Raw genomic sequence first — 15,850 nt, forward strand, 5'->3', positions numbered from 1 at the left:
CAGGGTGAGGTTCATGTCCCGCACACTCGCGGTCGTCTCGGCCGGCCTGAGCAGCCCCTCGTCGACGCGGCTGCTGGGCGACCGGCTCGCGCAGGCCACCGCCAGGGAGATCGGCGCCGCCGTGACGGTGGTCGAGCTGCGCGACCTCGCCGGTGACATCGCCAACAACCTCGTCACCGGATTCCCCAGCCCCAAGCTGGGCGACGCGATCGACGCCGTCACCCGCGCGGACGGGCTCATCGTCGTCACGCCGATCTTCAACGCCTCCTACAGTGGCCTGTTCAAGTCGTTCTTCGACGTGATCGAGGCTGGTTCGCTGCAGGGCAAGCCCGTCCTCATCGCCGCGACCGCGGGCACCGCCCGGCACTCGCTCGCGCTGGAGTTCGCCCTGCGGCCCCTGTTCGCCTACCTGCGTGCCGACGTGGTGCCCACCGCGGTGTTCGCCGCCTCGGCGGACTGGGGCGCGTCCGACGGCCCGGACGGTGACCTCACCGCCCGCATCGACCGCGCCGCCGGTGAGCTGGCCGCGGTGATGGCCGGCCGGCCGGCCGCCGCGCCGGAAACCGATGCGGACGAGTTCGTCCCGTTCGAGGCGCAGCTGGCCCGCCTGGGCATCACGTCATAGCGTCCACGCCGGTCAGGTCCCGGCCGATGATCAGCTTCTGCACCTGGCTGGTGCCCTCGTAGAGGGTGAGCACGCGCGCGTCCCGGACGTACTTGCCGACGGGGTACTCGTCGATGAACCCGTACCCGCCGAACACCTGCAGGCAGTTGTTCGTCACGCGCACGGCGGTCTCGCTCGCGTGGTACTTCGCCGCCGAGGCGTCCGTGGCGTACTCCTTCGGCGTCATCCCCGCGTCGGCCATGCGGGCGACCTGGTGGGTGAGCAGCCGCGACGCCTGCACGTCCACCGCGGCGTCCGCGAGCAGCTCCTGCACCAGCTGGAACGAGGCGATCGGCCGGCCGAACTGCTCGCGCCCGGTGGCATAGCCGGTGGCCGCGTCGAGAGCGGCCTGGGCCACGCCGACGGCTCCCGCCGCCACCGAGATCCGGCCGCGGGACAGCGTGCCGAGCGCGATGCCCAGGCCCCGGCCGACCTCGCCCAGCCGGGCGGAGTCCGGTACGCGCACGGCGTCGTAGGTCAGCTCCGCCGTCGCCTGGCCGCGCAGGCCGAGCTTGCCCTTGATCTCCCGCGCGGTGAAGCCGGGCGCATCGGTGGGCACCAGGAACGCGGTGATGCCGGTGTCGCCGGTGCGGGCGAACGTCAGCGCGACCTGGGCCCAGGTGCCGTTGGTGATGAACATCTTGCTGCCGTCGATCACCCAGTCGGAGCCGTCCCGCCTCGCGCGGGTGCGCAGCGAGCCGGCGTCGGAGCCGGTGCCCGGCTCGGTGAGGCCGAAGCAGCCCAGCGCCGCGCCGCTGCTCAGCCGCGGCAGCCACTCCTGTTTCTGCTCCTCGGTGCCGTGCGCGGCGATTGTCTTCGCGACCAGGCCGAGCGACACCGACACGATGCCCCGCACCGCCGAGTCACCGCGGCCCAGCTCCTCGGTGACCAGCACGTAGGACAGCACGTCGGCGTCCACGCCGCCGTAGCGCTCGCCCAGCGTCAGGCCGAGGAACCCGAGCTCGCCCAGCCGCCGCACCACGGCCCGGTCGACCTGCTCGGCGCGGTCCCACTCGCGGGCGTGCGGGACGATCTCGGCGTCCACGAACTCCGCCGCCATCCGGCGGAAGTCGCGCTGGGTCTCGGTGAGCCCGAAGTCCCGTGCCAGCATCGCGCCGTTCCTCCTCAGACGTCCGCGGGTGCGGTTCCGGTGGCGGTGAGCGGCAGGCCGAGCTGCGCGCGTTCGGTCAGCCACCGGGTCGGCCGGTACCGAGGGTCGCCGGTCGCCTCGTGCAGGGCGCGCTGCAGCATGAGCAGCCGGGCGGTCCCGATCTCGTCGCCCCAGGCCAGCGGGCCCTTCGGGTAGCCGAGGCCGAGCCGCACGCCCAGGTCGATGTCCGCCGGTGCGGCGATGCCCTGCTCGGCGATCGAGGTGGCCACCGAGACGATCGACGACACCAGCCGCTGCGCGACGCCGCCCTCGATGTCGCGCACCACCGACACCGCGCTGCCGCCACGGGCCAGCACCGCCCGCGCGTCGCGGGCGTCGGCCGGGTCGGCGGCCGGGGTGATCGCCAGGACCCGCCGTGCCGTGCGGACCGACAGCGGGTCGACGCCGAAGGTGCGCTCCGGCGGCAGGGCCTGGGCGGCGATCACGGTCGCGACCGTGGTGCCCCAGGTCGTGACCAGCGCGACCGCTTCCGCGGTCAGGGTGTCGGCCACCTTCGCGCCGGCCTCGGTCAGCGCGGCGCGCAGGTCCGCGTCGTCCGTCCACACCGGACGATCGGCGTCCCCGGTGACCGGTTTCTCCGCGGGCTGTTCCGCGCCGGGGGCATAGTCGAACCAGCCCTGGCCGGTCTTGCGCCCGTGCAGCCCGGCCGCGACCCGGTTGGGCGTGAGGAACGACGCGCGCAGCCGGTCGGAGTAGCGGAACCCGGTCCAGATCGACTCGATCACGGTCGCGGTGACGTCGAGGCCGGTGAGGTCCATCAGCTCGAACGGGCCCATCCGCAGGCCCAGCACGTCCCGCGCGACGCGGTCCAGCTCGGCCGGCTCGGCGACCTGGCGCTCCAGCAGTGCGAGCGCCTCGGTGACCAGGCCGCGCCCGGCGTGGTTGATCAGGAAGCCCGGTGTGTCGGACACGACCACCGGGTGGTGACCGGACTCGCGGACCAGGGCCGACACGGTGTCCACCACGCCGGCGCGGGTGCGCGCGCCCGGGATCACCTCGACGATCTTCATCAGCGGAGCCGGGTTGAAGAAGTGCAGGCCGACCAGGCGCGACGGGTCCGCCAGCCGCGCGGCGATCTGCGTGACCGGCAGCGACGAGGTGTTGGTCGCGAACACCGCCGTCGCGGGCAGGTTGTCCGCCAGCTCGGTGAACAGCGCGGCCTTGGTGTCCAGGTCCTCCCGGATCGCCTCGATCACCAGGTCCACCTCGCCCGGCTCGGCCGGGGCGGCCAGCGGCACCAGCCGCCCGGCGATCGCCGCGGCCTCCGCGGCGGTGCTGCGGCCCTTCTGCACGGCGCGGTCGAGCATGCCGCGGATGAAGTCCACGGCCTCGCCGACCGACTCCGGCCGGGCGTCGGCCAGCTCCACGGTGTGGCCCGCGGTGGCGGCCCACTGGGCGATCCCGCGGCCCATCACCCCGGTCCCGACGATCCTGATCCGCACGGTCCTCTCCTTCATCGCAGGTACACCCGTTCCGGGTCGACATCCTCGCGCAGCAACCGTAGTTCCGCCTCGCCCGGCGGTTCGATCACCGGCACGTCCCCGGCCACCTCGAGCGGCCATCCGGTCGCCGCGCGAACCTGCTCGACGGTGACCCCGGGGTGCCGCGCGACCAGCCGCAGCTCCTCGCCGGGGCCGCCGCGCGCGAGGATGCCCAGCCCGGTGATCACCCTCGTGACGCCGAGCCCGGACGGTTTCCCACCGTCGGCGAGCGCGCGGTCCGGGCCGGGCGAGGTGCAGAAGTCCAGTTCGTCCACAAAGGACCGCGGTTCGTGGCGGCGCATCACCACGAACACCTCGCGCGAGTTCGCCATGACCTCCGTCGCGCCGCCGGGGCCGGGCAGCCGCACCTTCGGGGAGTGCCAGTCGCCGATGACCGACGAGTTCAGGTTGCCCCACCGGTCGATCTGCGCCGCGCCGAGGAACCCGACGTCGATGTGCCCGCCCTGCAGCACGTACCCGAACAGCGCGGGCATCGGCAGCACCGCCTCGGCGCCGGTGACCAGCACCGCGTCGGCGATGGTCTCCGGCAGGTGCGACGGGTGCGCCCCGCACACGCCCGACTCGTAGACGATCTCCAGGTCCGGCGCCACGGTCAGGTGCGCCAGCGATGCGGCCAGTGTGGGCAGGCCGATCCCGGCGAACACGGTCCGCTTCCCGGCCAGCTCACGCGAGGCGACGACGGACAGGATCTCCGACGCGGTGGGCACGGCGGTCATGTCCTTCACAACCGCCGCCCGTAGTTCACCGGTTCACTGAGCGCTTCGCCGACCGCGAGCCCCGCCCAATGCTCGTCGCCGAGCCTGGCGACGTACTCGGCGTGGCCGGCCGTGCCGTACACCCATTCCGCCATCCACGCGGTCAGGCGCGCGCGATCCTTGCTGATGCCCGACCACGCCCGGTAGAAGGCGTTGTCGCGGTCGTAGTAGCCCTGCGCGAACGAGGGGTGCGCGCCGCGCGGGCATTCGACGACGGCGTCCACGGCGTGCGCGGGCACCACCGTGCGGTTGGGGTCGGAGCGGACCACCTCGGCGGGCACGATCTCCTCGACCACCACGATCGCCTTCTCCGCGGCGAAGACCGCCTCGGCCTGGACGCCGGTCAGGCCCCAGATCTGGGTGTTGCCGGAGCGGTCGGCGCGCTGGGCGTGGATGATCGTCACGTCCGGGTTCAGCGGCGGGACCACGGCGACCTGCTCGCCGTCGTAGGGCGAGGTGACCGTGCGGATCGCCGGGTTGACCCGCGGCAGGTCCGAGCCGGCGTAGGAGCGCAGCGGGTAGAACGGCAGCCGCTGCGCCCCGGCCAGGTAGCGGCAGATCATGCCGTAGTGGCTGTATTCCTGGAACTCCAGCGGCTCGGGGTCGGCGTGCTCGATCCGGCGGCGCAGCTCGCCCAGCGATCCGGCCGAGGAGTTCCCCACGAACGACGACACCAGCGTGCGCACGCAGCCGCCGGCGAGCAGCTGATCGACCACGATGTCCGCGGTCATCCGGACCACCGTGAGGTCGCGGCGGCCCTGCCGGATGATCTCGTGCCCGGCCGCGGTGGGGATGAGGTGCGTGAACCCCTCCAGCGCGACCGTGTCGCCGTCGCGCACGAAGGCCGCGACGGCCTCGCGCAGGCTCATCGTCTTGTCCGGGCTCGGCAGGGGCATCGGCGCTCCTGTGCGGGTCGTGGATGGGCGGGTTTCACGGTGCCAGGCCCATTGAGTAGTGTCCAATATCAAATCGAAGTTAGATCAAGACGGAGCTGGTCATAGTGGAGCTGCGCTACCTGACCTCCTTCCTGGCCGTGGCGGAGGAGCTGCACTTCGGCCGCGCCGCCAAGCGGTTGCGGATGGCGCAGCCGCCGCTGTCCCAGCAGATCCGGCAGCTGGAGAAGGAGCTCGGCGTCCAGCTGTTCGAGCGCAACACCCGCTCGGTCCGGCTCACCAGCGCCGGTGAGTCGTTCCTCGGGCCGGTGCGGAAGGTGATGGACGACCTCGACATCGCCACCAGAGCGGCACGCGCCGCCGGGCGCGGCGAATACGGCCGGGTGACGGTGGGCTTCGCGGGCGCGTCGAGCCACGAGAGCCTGCCGCTGCTCACCCGCGCGGTGCGCGCCGCGCACCCGGGGCTGGAGCTGGTCATGCGCGGCCAGACGTACGCGAACGTGGCACTGGCCCGGGTGGCGGACGGCTCGCTGGACCTGGGTTTCGTGCGGCTGCCGGTCACCGCGCCCGGGGTCGAGGCCCGGGTGATCGACGAGGAGGAGATGATCTGCGCCCTGCCCTCGGACCACCCGCTGGCCCGGCTGGACGAGGTGCCGGTCTCCGCACTCGCCGACGAGCCGTTCGTGAGCTTCCCGGACAACGCGGGATCGACGGTGCGGGACGCGACCGTGCGGGTCTGCGTGTCCGCCGGGTTCAACCCGCGCGTGGTCCAGGAGGCACCCGACTCCTACACGATCCTCGCCCTGGTGGCGGCCGGCGTCGGGGTCACGCTGACCCTGTCGTCGTGCCGGCACATCCAGCAGACCGGGCTGGCCTACCGGCGGCTGGCCGGCGAACCGATCCGGCTGCAGGCCGCGCTCGCCTGGCGGAGGGACAACCCGTCGGCCGCGTTGCGGACCGTGCTGGCCATCGCCGAGCAGGCGCTTCCCACTCCTGCCGCGCCCTGACCGCTCCCGCGGACCGATCTCCGGTGCGGGCGGGCGGCAGGATGGTCCCATGCCCGAGATCGAGATCCGTCCCGCCGGTCCCGAGGACCACGAAGCGGTCGCCGGGCTGCGGTGGCGCTGGGTGGCCGAGCGGGACGGGCCGCCCGGCACCGGCCGGGACACCTTCGTCCGCGAGTTCGCCACCTGGGCGCGCGAGCACGCCGGGACGCACCGCTGCCTGGTGCTCGTCCGGGCGGGCCGGATCGCCGGGATGGGTTTCCTCGCCGTCACCGCGCGCGTGCCGTCCCCCGGTTCCCTCACCCGCGCGTCCGGTGACATCCAGTGCGTCTACGTCGTGCCGGAGGCCCGGGGTGCCGGTCTCGGTGGCCGCCTGATCGGCGAGCTCCTCGCCCTGGCGCGCCAACTCGGGCTGGAGCGTGTGACGGTGCACTCCTCGGCCCGCGCCGTGCCCGTCTACGCGCGCACCGGGTTCACGGTCTCGCCGCGGCTGCGCCAGATCAGCATCGCGGCCGGTCCGCGCGAGTCCACTGTGGAGGGCGGTCCGGCCGGGAGGACGCCGGGACGGCCGGCCCGGTGACCGCGGCCGGGTTGTCGGAGGCACCCGGCTTGGCTGCCTCCGACAACCCGGGCCGGTCCGGCCCGAGTGATCAGGCTCTCACGAGCCGCGGGCCGGCGGGGGCGCCCGGCCCGCCCGGATACTCCCGGGTCGTGGGCACCCTTTGGAGGGTTCCGACAAAAATCGGCCGTCGGCACGGTGAACGGGCGACGATCACACTACCGGTGGGTACGCGCGATGCTGGACCGGCGGCCAGGGGAGGCCGTGCCGTCCAACCACCACAACTTGTGAGGCTCGATTCGGTGTTCAGTCGTGTCGCGATCGTCAACCGGGGAGAGGCCGCGATGCGCCTCATCCACGCCGTCGGTGAGCTCAACGCGGAGGGCGGGCCGCGCATCGAGACCGTGGCTCTCTACACCGATGCGGACCGCACCGCCACCTTCGTGCGGGAAGCCGACCTCGCCTACGACCTGGGTCCGGCGTCCGCCCGCCCCTACCTCGACCTCGCCGTCCTGGAACGCGCGCTGACCGAGACCGGGGCGGACGCGGCCTGGGTCGGCTGGGGCTTCGTCGCCGAGGACCCCGCCTTCGCCGAGCTGTGCGAGAAAATCGGCGTCACCTTCGTCGGCCCGGACCCGGAGGCGATGCGCAAGCTGGGGGACAAGATCGGCGCCAAGCTGATCGCCGAAGAGGTCGGCGTGCCGGTCGCGCCGTGGAGCCGCGGCCCGGTCGAGGACCTCGACGCCGCCCTGCGCGCGGCCGAGCGGATCGGCTACCCGCTGATGCTCAAGGCGACCGCCGGTGGCGGCGGGCGCGGCATCCGCGTCGTCAACAACGCGGACGAGCTGCGCGACGCCTACGAGCGCACCAGCCAGGAAGCGGCACGCGCCTTCGGCAGCGGCGTGGTCTTCCTGGAGCGCCTGGTCACCGGGGCCCGGCACGTCGAGGTCCAGGTCATCGCCGACGGGCAGGGCACCGCGTGGGCGCTCGGCGTGCGCGACTGCTCGGTGCAGCGCCGCAACCAGAAGATCATCGAGGAGTCCGCCTCGCCCGTGCTGGCGCCGGAGCAGGTGGCCGAGCTCAAGTCCGCCGCGGAACGGCTCGCCGTGGCCGTGGGCTACCGCGGCGCCGCGACCGTCGAGTTCCTGTACCACCCGGTGGAGAAGATGTTCGCCTTCCTCGAGGTGAACACCCGCCTGCAGGTCGAGCACCCGATCACCGAGTCGACCACCGGCATGGACCTGGTGAAGGCCCAGCTGCACGTCGCCGCGGGCGGCCGGCTCGAGGGCACCCCGCCGGCCGAGCTGGGCCACGCCATCGAGGCCCGGCTCAACGCCGAGGACCCCGACCGCGACTTCGCGCCCGCACCCGGCCGCATCGCGTTGCTGAACCTCCCGGCCGGCCCGGGCATCCGCGTCGACACCGGGGTCAGCGAGGGCGACTCGATCCCGGCCGACTTCGACTCGATGATCGCCAAGATCATCGCCTACGGCCGCGACCGCGACGAGGCGCTGTCCCGCCTGCGGCGCGCGATGCGCGAGACCACCGTCCTCATCGAGGGCGGCACCACCAACAAGAGCTTCGTCCTCGACCTGCTCGACCAGCCCGAGGTGATCGACGGCACCGCCGACACCGGCTGGATCGACCGGGTCCGCGGGCAGGGCCGCCTGGTCTCGCACGCCCACTCCGGTGTCGCGCTGGCCACCGCCGCGATCGCGGCCTACCAGGACGAGAAGCAGGTCGAGCTGCAACGGCTGCTGTCCACCGCGCACGGCGGCCGCCCGCAGGTGCAGCACGAGGTCGGCCGCCCGATCGACCTCAAGCTGCGCGGCGCGGGCTACCGGCTCACCGTCGCCGAGACCGGGCCGGGCCGCTACCGCATCGGGTTCCTCACCGGTGACGACGTGGAGACGGTCGACGCCGAGCTGGAACGGTTCGACGACCACACCGGCCAGATCCACCTCAACGGCCGCCGCTTCCGCCTCGTCACCGGCACCCACGGGCCGATCCACCTGGTCGAGGTCGACGGGGTGACCCACCGGATCAGCCGCGACGAGGGCGGCGTGGTCCGCTCGCCGGCCCCGGCACTGGTGGTCGCGACCCCGCTCGCCGTGGGCGACGAGGTCGAGGCCGGCGCCCCGGTGCTGGTGCTGGAGAGCATGAAGATGGAGACCGTCCTGCGCGCGCCGTTCCGGGCGCTGCTCAAGGAGTCGATGGTCTCCGTGGGCAGCCAGGTGGAGACCGGGGCGGCGCTGCTGCGCCTGGAACCGCTCGCCGACGACGCCGCCGAGGCCGCGCCCGAGGCGGCCGGGGCCGACCTGGACCTGCCGTCCGAACCGGACGGTGTCTCGGCCGCGCAGCGCGCCGAACGCGGGCTGGCGGACCTGCGCAGCATGCTGCTCGGGTTCGACGTCGACCCGCGCGACGGCGGCCGCACCCTCGCCCGCTACCTGGCCGCGCGGGCCGAGCTGCCGCTGCGTCCGCTGGCGGCCGAAACCGGCCTGCTGGAGCTCTTCGCCGACCTGTCCGAGCTGTCCCGCAACAAGCCGGAGGGCGAGGAGACCAAGGCCGAGACGCGGGTGCACAGCCCGCGCGAGCACTTCCACACCTACCTGCAGAGCCTCGACGCCGAGCGCGCCGGGCTGTCGGAAACCTTCCAGGGCCGGCTGACCCGCGTGCTCGGTCACTACGGGGTGGAGGGCCTGGACCGCACGCCGGAGCTGGAGGAGGCGGTCTTCCGGATCTTCCTCGCCCAGCAGCGCGCGGCCTCCGACGTCGCCGTGATCACCGCCCTGTTGCAGCAGTGGCTCACCGAGGCGCCGCCGCACAACGGCCTGCGCCAGACCGTGGGCCAGGCGCTGGAGCACCTGATCCGCGCCACCCAGCTGCGCTTCCCGGTGGTCGGCGACCTCGCCCGCAGCCTGGTGTTCCGCTGGTTCGCCCAGCCGCTGCTGCGCCGCACCCGCGCCGAGGTCTACACCCGGGTCCGCCGCCACCTGAGCTACCTGGACGCCAACCCGGACGCGCCGGACCGCGACGAGCGCATCGCCGCGATGGTCGCCAGCCCCGAGCCACTGGTGCGGCTGCTCGGCCAGCGCATCGGCCGCCCGGGCGCCGATCCCGGCCCGCTGCTGGAGGTGCTGAGCCGTCGCTACTACCGCGAGCACGGCGTGGCGCGCGTGGAGACCGGCACCGCCGGCGGCCGCGCGTTCGTCACCGCCGGGTACGACCTGGACGGGCAGCGGCAGCGGCTGATCGCCACCGTCGCCGACTTCACCGAGCTGGCCGACGCGGTGCGCACGATCGGCGAGATCGCCGGCAGGACCGAGCCGGGCGCCCTGGTCGCCGACATCTACCTGACCTGGACCGGTCAGCCCGCCGAGGCCGACCTGATGGCGGCCGAGCTGCGCGAGGTGCTGTCGGCGGTGGCGCTGCCGGGCAACCTGCGCCGCGTCACCACGACGGTCGCCGGGCGCAGCGGATCGGCGATGCACCACCACTTCACGTTCCGCCCGTCGTCGGCGGGCCTGACCGAGGACCGGCTGATCCGCGGTCTGCACCCGCTCATCGGGCAGCGGCTCCAGCTGCGCCGCCTGAGCAACTTCGACCTCACCCGGCTGCCGTCGGCCGATGAGGACGTCTACCTGCTGCGCTGCATCGCGCCGAAGAACCCGTCCGACGAGCGGCTGGTCGCGATGGCCCAGGTGCGCGACCTGACCCCGCTGCGTGACGACGAGGGCCGGATCCTCGCGCTGCCCGCGGTCGAGGGCGCGCTCGGCGCGTGCCTGGACGCGATCCGCAAGGTGCAGGCCCAGCGGCCGGCGAAGAAGCGGCTCGACACCAACCGGATCTTCCTCTACGTGTGGCCTCCGAGCGACCTCTCGCCGGAGGACCTGAACACGGTCGCGCAGCGGGTGGTGCCGACCACCGCGGGCGCGGGTGTCGAGGAGGTGCTGTTCCTCGGCCGCCAGCGCGACCAGGACACCGGCGAGCTGCAGCCCGTCGCGGTGCGCGTGTCCTACGACGCCACCGGAGTGCGGCTGGCCGTCACCGACCCGCCCACGGAGCTGATCCAGCCGCTGGACGACTACGGCCAGAAGGTGCTGCGCGCGCGGCGCCGCGGCACGGTCTACCCGTACGAGCTGACCGCGATGCTCGCGGGTGAGGGTGGCTCGTTCACCGAGTACGACCTCGACGACGCGGGCGCGCTGGTCCCGGTGGAGCGCGAGAAGGGGCTCAACAAGGCCGGGATCGTGGCGGGCGTGGCCACCACGCCGACCGAGCGGTACCCGGAGGGCGTCACCCGCGTGGTGCTGCTCGGCGATCCGACGAAGGCGCTCGGCGCACTGTCCGAACCGGAATGTTCGCGGATCATCGCCGCGCTGGACCTGGCCGACCGGCTGAAGGTGCCCGTCGAGTGGTACGCGTTGTCCGCGGGCGCCCGGATCGCGATGGACTCCGGCACCGAGAACATGGACTGGATCGCCGCGGCCCTGCGCCGCATCGTCGGGTTCACCCAGGACGGTGGCGAGATCAACATCGTGGTCGCCGGCATCAACGTCGGTGCCCAGCCGTACTGGAACGCCGAGGCCACGATGCTCATGCACACCAAGGGTGTTCTCGTGATGACGCCGGACTCGGCGATGGTGCTCACCGGCAAGCAGTCGCTGGACTTCTCCGGCGGCGTGTCGGCCGAGGACAACTTCGGCATCGGCGGCTACGACCGGGTGATGGGGCCGAACGGGCAGGCGCAGTACTGGGCGCCCGACCTCGGCGCCGCACACGGGGTGCTGATGAGCCACTACGACCACACCTACGTGCTGCCGGGCGAGACCGCGCCGCGGCGGGCCGTCACCACCGACCCGGTCGACCGGGACATCTCGGACTACCCGCACGCGATCGTCGGGTCCGACTTCACCACGGTGGGGCAGATCTTCTCGCGGGAGACCAACCCGGACCGCAAGAAGCCGTTCGACATCCGGACCGTGATGCGCGCGCTGGCCGATCAGGACCACGCGATCCTGGAGCGCTGGGCGGGCATGGCGGACGCGGAGACCGCGGTGGTGCAGGACGTGCACCTGGGCGGCTACCCGGTGTGCCTGCTGGGTATCGAGTCACGGTCGGTGCCGCGGCGCGGCTTCCCGCCCACCGACGGCCCGGACACCTACACCGCGGGCACGCTCTTCCCGCGCTCGTCGAAGAAGGCGGCCCGCGCGATCAACGCGGCCAGCGGCAACCGGCCGCTGGTGGTGCTGGCGAACCTGTCCGGGTTCGACGGGTCCCCGGAGTCGATGCGCAAGCTCCAGCTGGAGTACGGCGCCGAGATCGGCCGGGCGATCGTGAACTTCCGCGGGCCGATCGTGTTCTGCGTCATTTCGCGCTACCACGGCGGGGCGTTCGTGGTGTTCTCCAAGACGTTGAACCCGAACATGACGGTGCTGGCCGTGGACGGCTCGTTCGCGTCGGTGCTCGGCGGTGCGCCCGCGGCGGCGGTGGTGTTCGCCCAGGACGTCAACTCCCGCACCGCGAACGACCCGCGGGTGACGGAGCTGGAGGCGCGGATCTCCGCCGCCGACAGCGCTTCCCGGGCCGAGCTGGTCACCCAGCTGGCCGACGTCCGTGCTTCGGTGCGGGCGGAGAAGCTGGGTGAGGTCGCGGCCGAGTTCGACAGCGTGCACTCCATCCAGCGGGCGCAGCGGGTCGGCTCGGTCGACGCGATCATCCGCCCGGAGGAGCTGCGGCCGCAGATCATCGCCGCCATCGAGCGCGGCCTGGCGCGGGCCTAGGTGTGGTGGCGTCCGGGCGGGTCCGCCCGGCCGGACGCCGTCACACTCCGGCGTGGCGGGTGCGGGCGACCGCCCGCAGCACCCGCCGCGCGGCCCGGTCGACCGGGCCGTCCCCGGCAACCACCACGCCGAGCCCGGGGAACAGCGTCCGCAGGCGGGCGGCCTCGGCCGGGTCGTGCAACACCAGGTGCCCGCCCTCGCCCCGCTCGGCCATCCGCGCGGCGAACTCCCGCGCCCGGCCCTGGTCGTCCACCACGACGTCGGGAACCTCGTGCCCGTCGGCGCGCACCTCGGCACCGGCCGCCTCGAACGCGGACGTGACCGCCCGCGCGAAGCGGCTCGCGCCGGTGACGACCACCAGGTGGCCGTCGAAATCCGCGGCCCGGGCACGCCGCAGGTTCCGGCTCTCCGGCGCGCCCTCGACGTGCTCGACCAGCTCGGCCGCGCACCGCGCGATCACGTCCGGCCGCTCCCGGGGAATCCAGTGCCCGCCGGGCAGCCGCCGCACCCACAGCCGTGGCGCCCACCGGGCCACCTGGGTCTGCAGGGCGGGCGTCACGTAGGGATCGCCGAGCGGGGCGAGCACCTGCACCGGGATCTCCGCCGGCCGCGGCCGCGGCCGGGACAGCCGGGCCCCGATGTTGGCCCGGTACAGCTCCAGCCCGTGCACCGCGTCCGCCACCGCCGGGCGGCCCGCGGCGCTGCCGGACAGCTTCTCCAGCAGCCGCCCGCCCAGGCCGGACCGCCAGCCCAGCTCGGGCACGAGCGGGATCTGGAAGAACAGGATGTAGGTCGAGTGGAGCAGCTGCCGCAGCGCGGGCGCCCAGCGCGCGGGATTGCGCAGCCGGCTGCGCAACCAGTCGGCTGCGTGGTCCAGGGACGGGCCGGAGATCGAGGTGAACGACGCGATCCGGCCGCGCAACGCGTCCGAGGTGACGGCGTGCCAGCTCTGGATCGAGCCCCAGTCGTGGGCGAGCAGGTGCGCCGGCCGGTCCGGGCTGACCGCCGCGAGCACCGCGGTGAGGTCCTCGGTGAGCCGGTCGAGCCGGTAGTCCGCGCGGCGGGCCGGACGGTCGGACTCGCCGGCGCCGCGCACGTCGTAGGTGACGACGTGGAACCGGGGCGCCAGCTCGGCCACCACGCCGTCCCACACCGAGCGGTCGTCGGGGTAGCCGTGCACGCACACCACGACCGGGGCGGCCGGGTCCCCGGTTTCGGCCACCGCGATCCGTGTGCCGTCGGGAGACACCACTCGCCGGACCACGCCGCCTCCTCGCTGAAGCTATTACCCGAAGTAACACCTATCGCGGTCGAGCATCGACGGCGGCCGGGGTGTTGTCAAGGGCGGCAACGGTGATCATTCCACCCGCGTGAGTGACGCACCAAGGGCGGATGTCCTGTGCGGCAACGGAAATCTCCGCGCCGCGGGGCTGATCGTTTTCCCGGCGCCGAGCAGCGGGGAGCGGCTCCGGCCGTGCCCCGGATCGTGATCACAAGGTGGTCTGTGTCACATTCCTGCCCCGGGTTTGCCGCGGGGCGCGCGGGCATCCGGTCCGCGGGCCGATCACGGTGCGGCCCGGAATCCGTTGACACGAAGGGAACCCAGGAACATGAACGTTCGTCGCTTCGCGATCGCCGGCCTGCTGGCCGTTCCGTTGTCGTTCGGCGCCGCGGGCATCGCCTCCGCGGACAGCTACGGCTCGTCCACCGCTTCCGCCGGCCCCTACGGCGCCGTGATCACCAGCACCGGCGCGGTCGCGGGCCACGACAACGACGGCCGGGATCACCATTACGCCGCCTACTACGACTCGGTCCTGTCGGCCGGCCCGTACGGCGCTGGTGGCGGGTACATCGTGTCCGGCACCGACGGTCACAGCGGCTTCTACGCGGGCAAGTGGGCGTGGGCCGGCCCGGGCGGCGCGCACTCCGGTGAGGTGCACGCGACGGCCGGCCACCACCACACCCACGACTGGGACGACAACTGACGCGGTCCGGCAACGCATCTCGTCCAGTGGTGGCCCCCGCTCCGGCAGGGGCCACCACTTCCGTGCCGCTGGTGGCCCGTCCGGTGTGGACGGAACGAACAGTCCTCCGTGGACAGTTCAGCCGCCGGCCATGGCACCCATCACGAGGAACGGTTCGGTGCCCGCGGCCACCGGTGCGGGCAGCGGGGCGTCCGGCTCCTGGTGCGAGAGGTCCTGCTCGCAGGCGAAGAACCGCACGAACGCCCGTCGCTTGCCGGTGCCGTGCTCGCGGATCGTGCCGCACAGCGCCGGGTACCGGGCTTCCAGCGCGTCCAGTACGGCGCGCTGCGTCACCGGGCCGTCGAGATCGAGCTCGACCTCACCGTCGATGTGCGCGATGGTGCGCAGGTGCGCTGGCAGGTGAACGCGGATCATGGCAGCGTCTGGACCTCCACGGACAGGACCGCAGGCAGATCCCGCACGATCGGCGCCCAGGTGTCCCCGGAGTCGGCCGAGGCGTAGACCTGACCGCCGGTGGTGCCGAAGTAGACCCCGCACGACTCCAGCGAGTCCACCGCCATCGCGTCCCGCAGCACGTTGACGTAGCAGTTCTCCTGCGGCAGCCCGGCGGTGAGCGGTTCCCACTCGGAACCGCCGGTGCGGCTGCGGTACACGCGCAGCCGGCCCTCCGGCGGGAAGTGGTGCTCGTCGCTCTTGATCGGCACCACGTACACCGTGTCCGGCTCGTGCGCGTGCACGTCGATGACGAACCCGAAGTCGGTGGGCAGGTCGCCGCTGATCTCGTACCAGTTGCCGCCACCGTCGTCGCTGCGCATGACGTCCCAGTGCTTCTGCATGAACAGCACGTCCGGGCGCTGCGGGTGCCGGGCGATGTGGTGCACGCAGTGGCCCACCTCGGCGTCCGGATCCGGGATCTGGCCCGACCGCAGGCCGTGGTTGATCGCCTGCCACGTCTTGCCGCCGTCGTCGGTGCGGAACGCGCCGGCCGCGGAGATGGCGATGACCAGCCGGTTCGGGTCACGCGGGTCCTGGATGACGGTGTGCAGGCACATGCCGCCCGCGCCCGGCTGCCAGTGCGGGCCCGAACCGTGCCCGCGCAGGCCCGGCAGCTCCTGCCAGCTCGCGCCCGCGTCGTTCGAGCGGAACAGCGCCGCGTCCTCGACCCCGGCGTAGACCAGGTCGGGATCGGTCAGCGACGGCTCCAGGTGCCACACCCGGGCGAACTCCCACGGGTGCGGTGTGCCGTCGTACCACTGGTGCGTGCCCGGCACGCCGTCGTAGGCGAACTCGTTGCCCACCGGCTGCCAGGTCTTCCCGCCGTCGTCGGACCGCTGGATCAGCTGGCCGAACCAGCTGGTCGACTGGGAGGCGAAGATCCGGTCCGGATCGGCGGGCGAGCCCTTGACGTGGAAGATCTCCCAGCCCGGGAAGTGCGGCCCGCTCACCGCCCAGTCGGTGCGCCGCTCGTCGGAGGTCAGGACGAACGCACCCTTACGGGTGCCGACCAGCACGCGAACCCCGCCCATCGCCG

At 73.2% G+C, this 15,850-nt stretch carries 12 protein-coding genes; 5 read left to right on the plus strand and 7 right to left on the minus strand.

What is annotated here, in order from left to right:
- Positions 1–13: 13 nt before the first annotated feature.
- Entirely contained in the window at positions 14–625 is a 612-nt protein-coding gene (locus FHX45_RS26780; RefSeq protein ID WP_167107663.1) for an FMN reductase, read from the plus strand.
- Here FHX45_RS26780 and FHX45_RS26785 read toward each other — a convergent pair.
- Genes FHX45_RS26785 through FHX45_RS26800 form a run of 4 tightly spaced genes read right to left on the minus strand, consistent with a single transcriptional unit; the run spans position 615 to position 4,988 of the window.
- Positions 615–1,775 carry an acyl-CoA dehydrogenase family protein gene (locus FHX45_RS26785; protein ID WP_167107666.1) on the minus strand — a complete coding sequence of 387 codons (1,161 nt, stop codon included), beginning with the start codon at positions 1,773–1,775 and terminating at the stop codon, positions 615–617. The genes FHX45_RS26780 and FHX45_RS26785 overlap by 11 nt on opposite strands.
- A 14-nt stretch (positions 1,776–1,789) precedes the next feature.
- Complete coding sequence (locus FHX45_RS26790; protein ID WP_167107669.1) at positions 1,790–3,292, minus strand: 3-hydroxyacyl-CoA dehydrogenase; 1,503 nt, start codon at positions 3,290–3,292, stop codon at positions 1,790–1,792.
- Positions 3,289–4,053, minus strand: a complete 765-nt coding sequence (locus FHX45_RS26795; RefSeq protein WP_167107672.1) for a CoA-transferase subunit beta — start codon at positions 4,051–4,053, stop codon at positions 3,289–3,291. The genes FHX45_RS26790 and FHX45_RS26795 overlap by 4 nt, the downstream gene beginning before the upstream one ends.
- A gap of 5 nt (positions 4,054–4,058) precedes the next feature.
- The gene (locus FHX45_RS26800; protein WP_167107675.1) at positions 4,059–4,988 is read right to left on the minus strand and encodes a CoA transferase subunit A; all 930 of its coding nucleotides are present in this window, start codon (positions 4,986–4,988) and stop codon (positions 4,059–4,061) included.
- 104 nt (positions 4,989–5,092) lie between these two features.
- Between FHX45_RS26800 and FHX45_RS26805 the strand changes: the two genes are divergently transcribed.
- The 3 genes from FHX45_RS26805 (at position 5,093) to FHX45_RS26815 (ending at position 12,334) form a co-directional block, all read left to right on the plus strand.
- On the plus strand, positions 5,093–5,992 hold the full coding sequence (locus tag FHX45_RS26805) for a LysR substrate-binding domain-containing protein (protein ID WP_167107678.1): 900 nt from the start codon (positions 5,093–5,095) through the stop codon (positions 5,990–5,992).
- 49 nt (positions 5,993–6,041) lie between these two features.
- Positions 6,042–6,569 (plus strand): GNAT family N-acetyltransferase, encoded by a 528-nt coding sequence (locus FHX45_RS26810; protein WP_167107680.1) that lies wholly within the window; start codon positions 6,042–6,044, stop codon positions 6,567–6,569.
- Between the two features lie 281 nt (positions 6,570–6,850).
- The gene (locus FHX45_RS26815; protein ID WP_167107683.1) at positions 6,851–12,334 is read left to right on the plus strand and encodes an ATP-binding protein; all 5,484 of its coding nucleotides are present in this window, start codon (positions 6,851–6,853) and stop codon (positions 12,332–12,334) included.
- Positions 12,335–12,374: 40 nt separating this feature from the next.
- Here FHX45_RS26815 and FHX45_RS26820 read toward each other — a convergent pair whose 3' ends face one another.
- The gene (locus tag FHX45_RS26820) at positions 12,375–13,598 is read right to left on the minus strand and encodes an alpha/beta fold hydrolase (protein ID WP_341771623.1); all 1,224 of its coding nucleotides are present in this window, start codon (positions 13,596–13,598) and stop codon (positions 12,375–12,377) included.
- Positions 13,599–13,944: 346 nt separating this feature from the next.
- Between FHX45_RS26820 and FHX45_RS26825 the strand changes: the two genes are divergently transcribed.
- On the plus strand, positions 13,945–14,319 hold the full coding sequence (locus FHX45_RS26825) for a hypothetical protein (protein ID WP_167107686.1): 375 nt from the start codon (positions 13,945–13,947) through the stop codon (positions 14,317–14,319).
- A gap of 117 nt (positions 14,320–14,436) precedes the next feature.
- Here the strand turns inward: FHX45_RS26825 and FHX45_RS26830 are convergent, their stop codons facing one another.
- Together FHX45_RS26830 and FHX45_RS26835 are read right to left on the minus strand one after the other, a co-directional pair.
- The gene (locus tag FHX45_RS26830; protein ID WP_167107689.1) at positions 14,437–14,733 is read right to left on the minus strand and encodes a MoaD/ThiS family protein; all 297 of its coding nucleotides are present in this window, start codon (positions 14,731–14,733) and stop codon (positions 14,437–14,439) included.
- Positions 14,730–15,845: a WD40/YVTN/BNR-like repeat-containing protein gene (locus FHX45_RS26835; RefSeq protein WP_167107692.1), complete on the minus strand. Its 1,116-nt coding sequence runs from the start codon at positions 15,843–15,845 to the stop codon at positions 14,730–14,732. Before FHX45_RS26835 ends, FHX45_RS26830 begins: the two co-directional genes overlap by 4 nt.
- Positions 15,846–15,850 lie beyond the last annotated feature (5 nt).

The organism is Amycolatopsis granulosa (assembly GCF_011758745.1).
Lineage (GTDB): Bacteria > Actinomycetota > Actinomycetes > Mycobacteriales > Pseudonocardiaceae > Amycolatopsis_E > Amycolatopsis_E granulosa.

What these genes read in the sequence shown, in the direction of transcription:
- FHX45_RS26780 (WP_167107663.1), top strand. Translation starts at nt 14, where the DNA reads ATGTCCCGCACACTCGCGGTCGTCTCGGCCGGCCTGAGCAGCCCCTCG.
- FHX45_RS26785 (WP_167107666.1), bottom strand. Translation starts at nt 1,775, where the DNA reads ATGCTGGCACGGGACTTCGGGCTCACCGAGACCCAGCGCGACTTCCGC.
- FHX45_RS26790 (WP_167107669.1), bottom strand. Translation starts at nt 3,292, where the DNA reads ATGAAGGAGAGGACCGTGCGGATCAGGATCGTCGGGACCGGGGTGATG.
- FHX45_RS26795 (WP_167107672.1), bottom strand. Translation starts at nt 4,053, where the DNA reads ATGACCGCCGTGCCCACCGCGTCGGAGATCCTGTCCGTCGTCGCCTCG.
- FHX45_RS26800 (WP_167107675.1), bottom strand. Translation starts at nt 4,988, where the DNA reads ATGCCCCTGCCGAGCCCGGACAAGACGATGAGCCTGCGCGAGGCCGTC.
- FHX45_RS26810 (WP_167107680.1), top strand. Translation starts at nt 6,042, where the DNA reads ATGCCCGAGATCGAGATCCGTCCCGCCGGTCCCGAGGACCACGAAGCG.
- FHX45_RS26825 (WP_167107686.1), top strand. Translation starts at nt 13,945, where the DNA reads ATGAACGTTCGTCGCTTCGCGATCGCCGGCCTGCTGGCCGTTCCGTTG.
- FHX45_RS26830 (WP_167107689.1), bottom strand. Translation starts at nt 14,733, where the DNA reads ATGATCCGCGTTCACCTGCCAGCGCACCTGCGCACCATCGCGCACATC.
- FHX45_RS26835 (WP_167107692.1), bottom strand. Translation starts at nt 15,845, where the DNA reads ATGGGCGGGGTTCGCGTGCTGGTCGGCACCCGTAAGGGTGCGTTCGTC.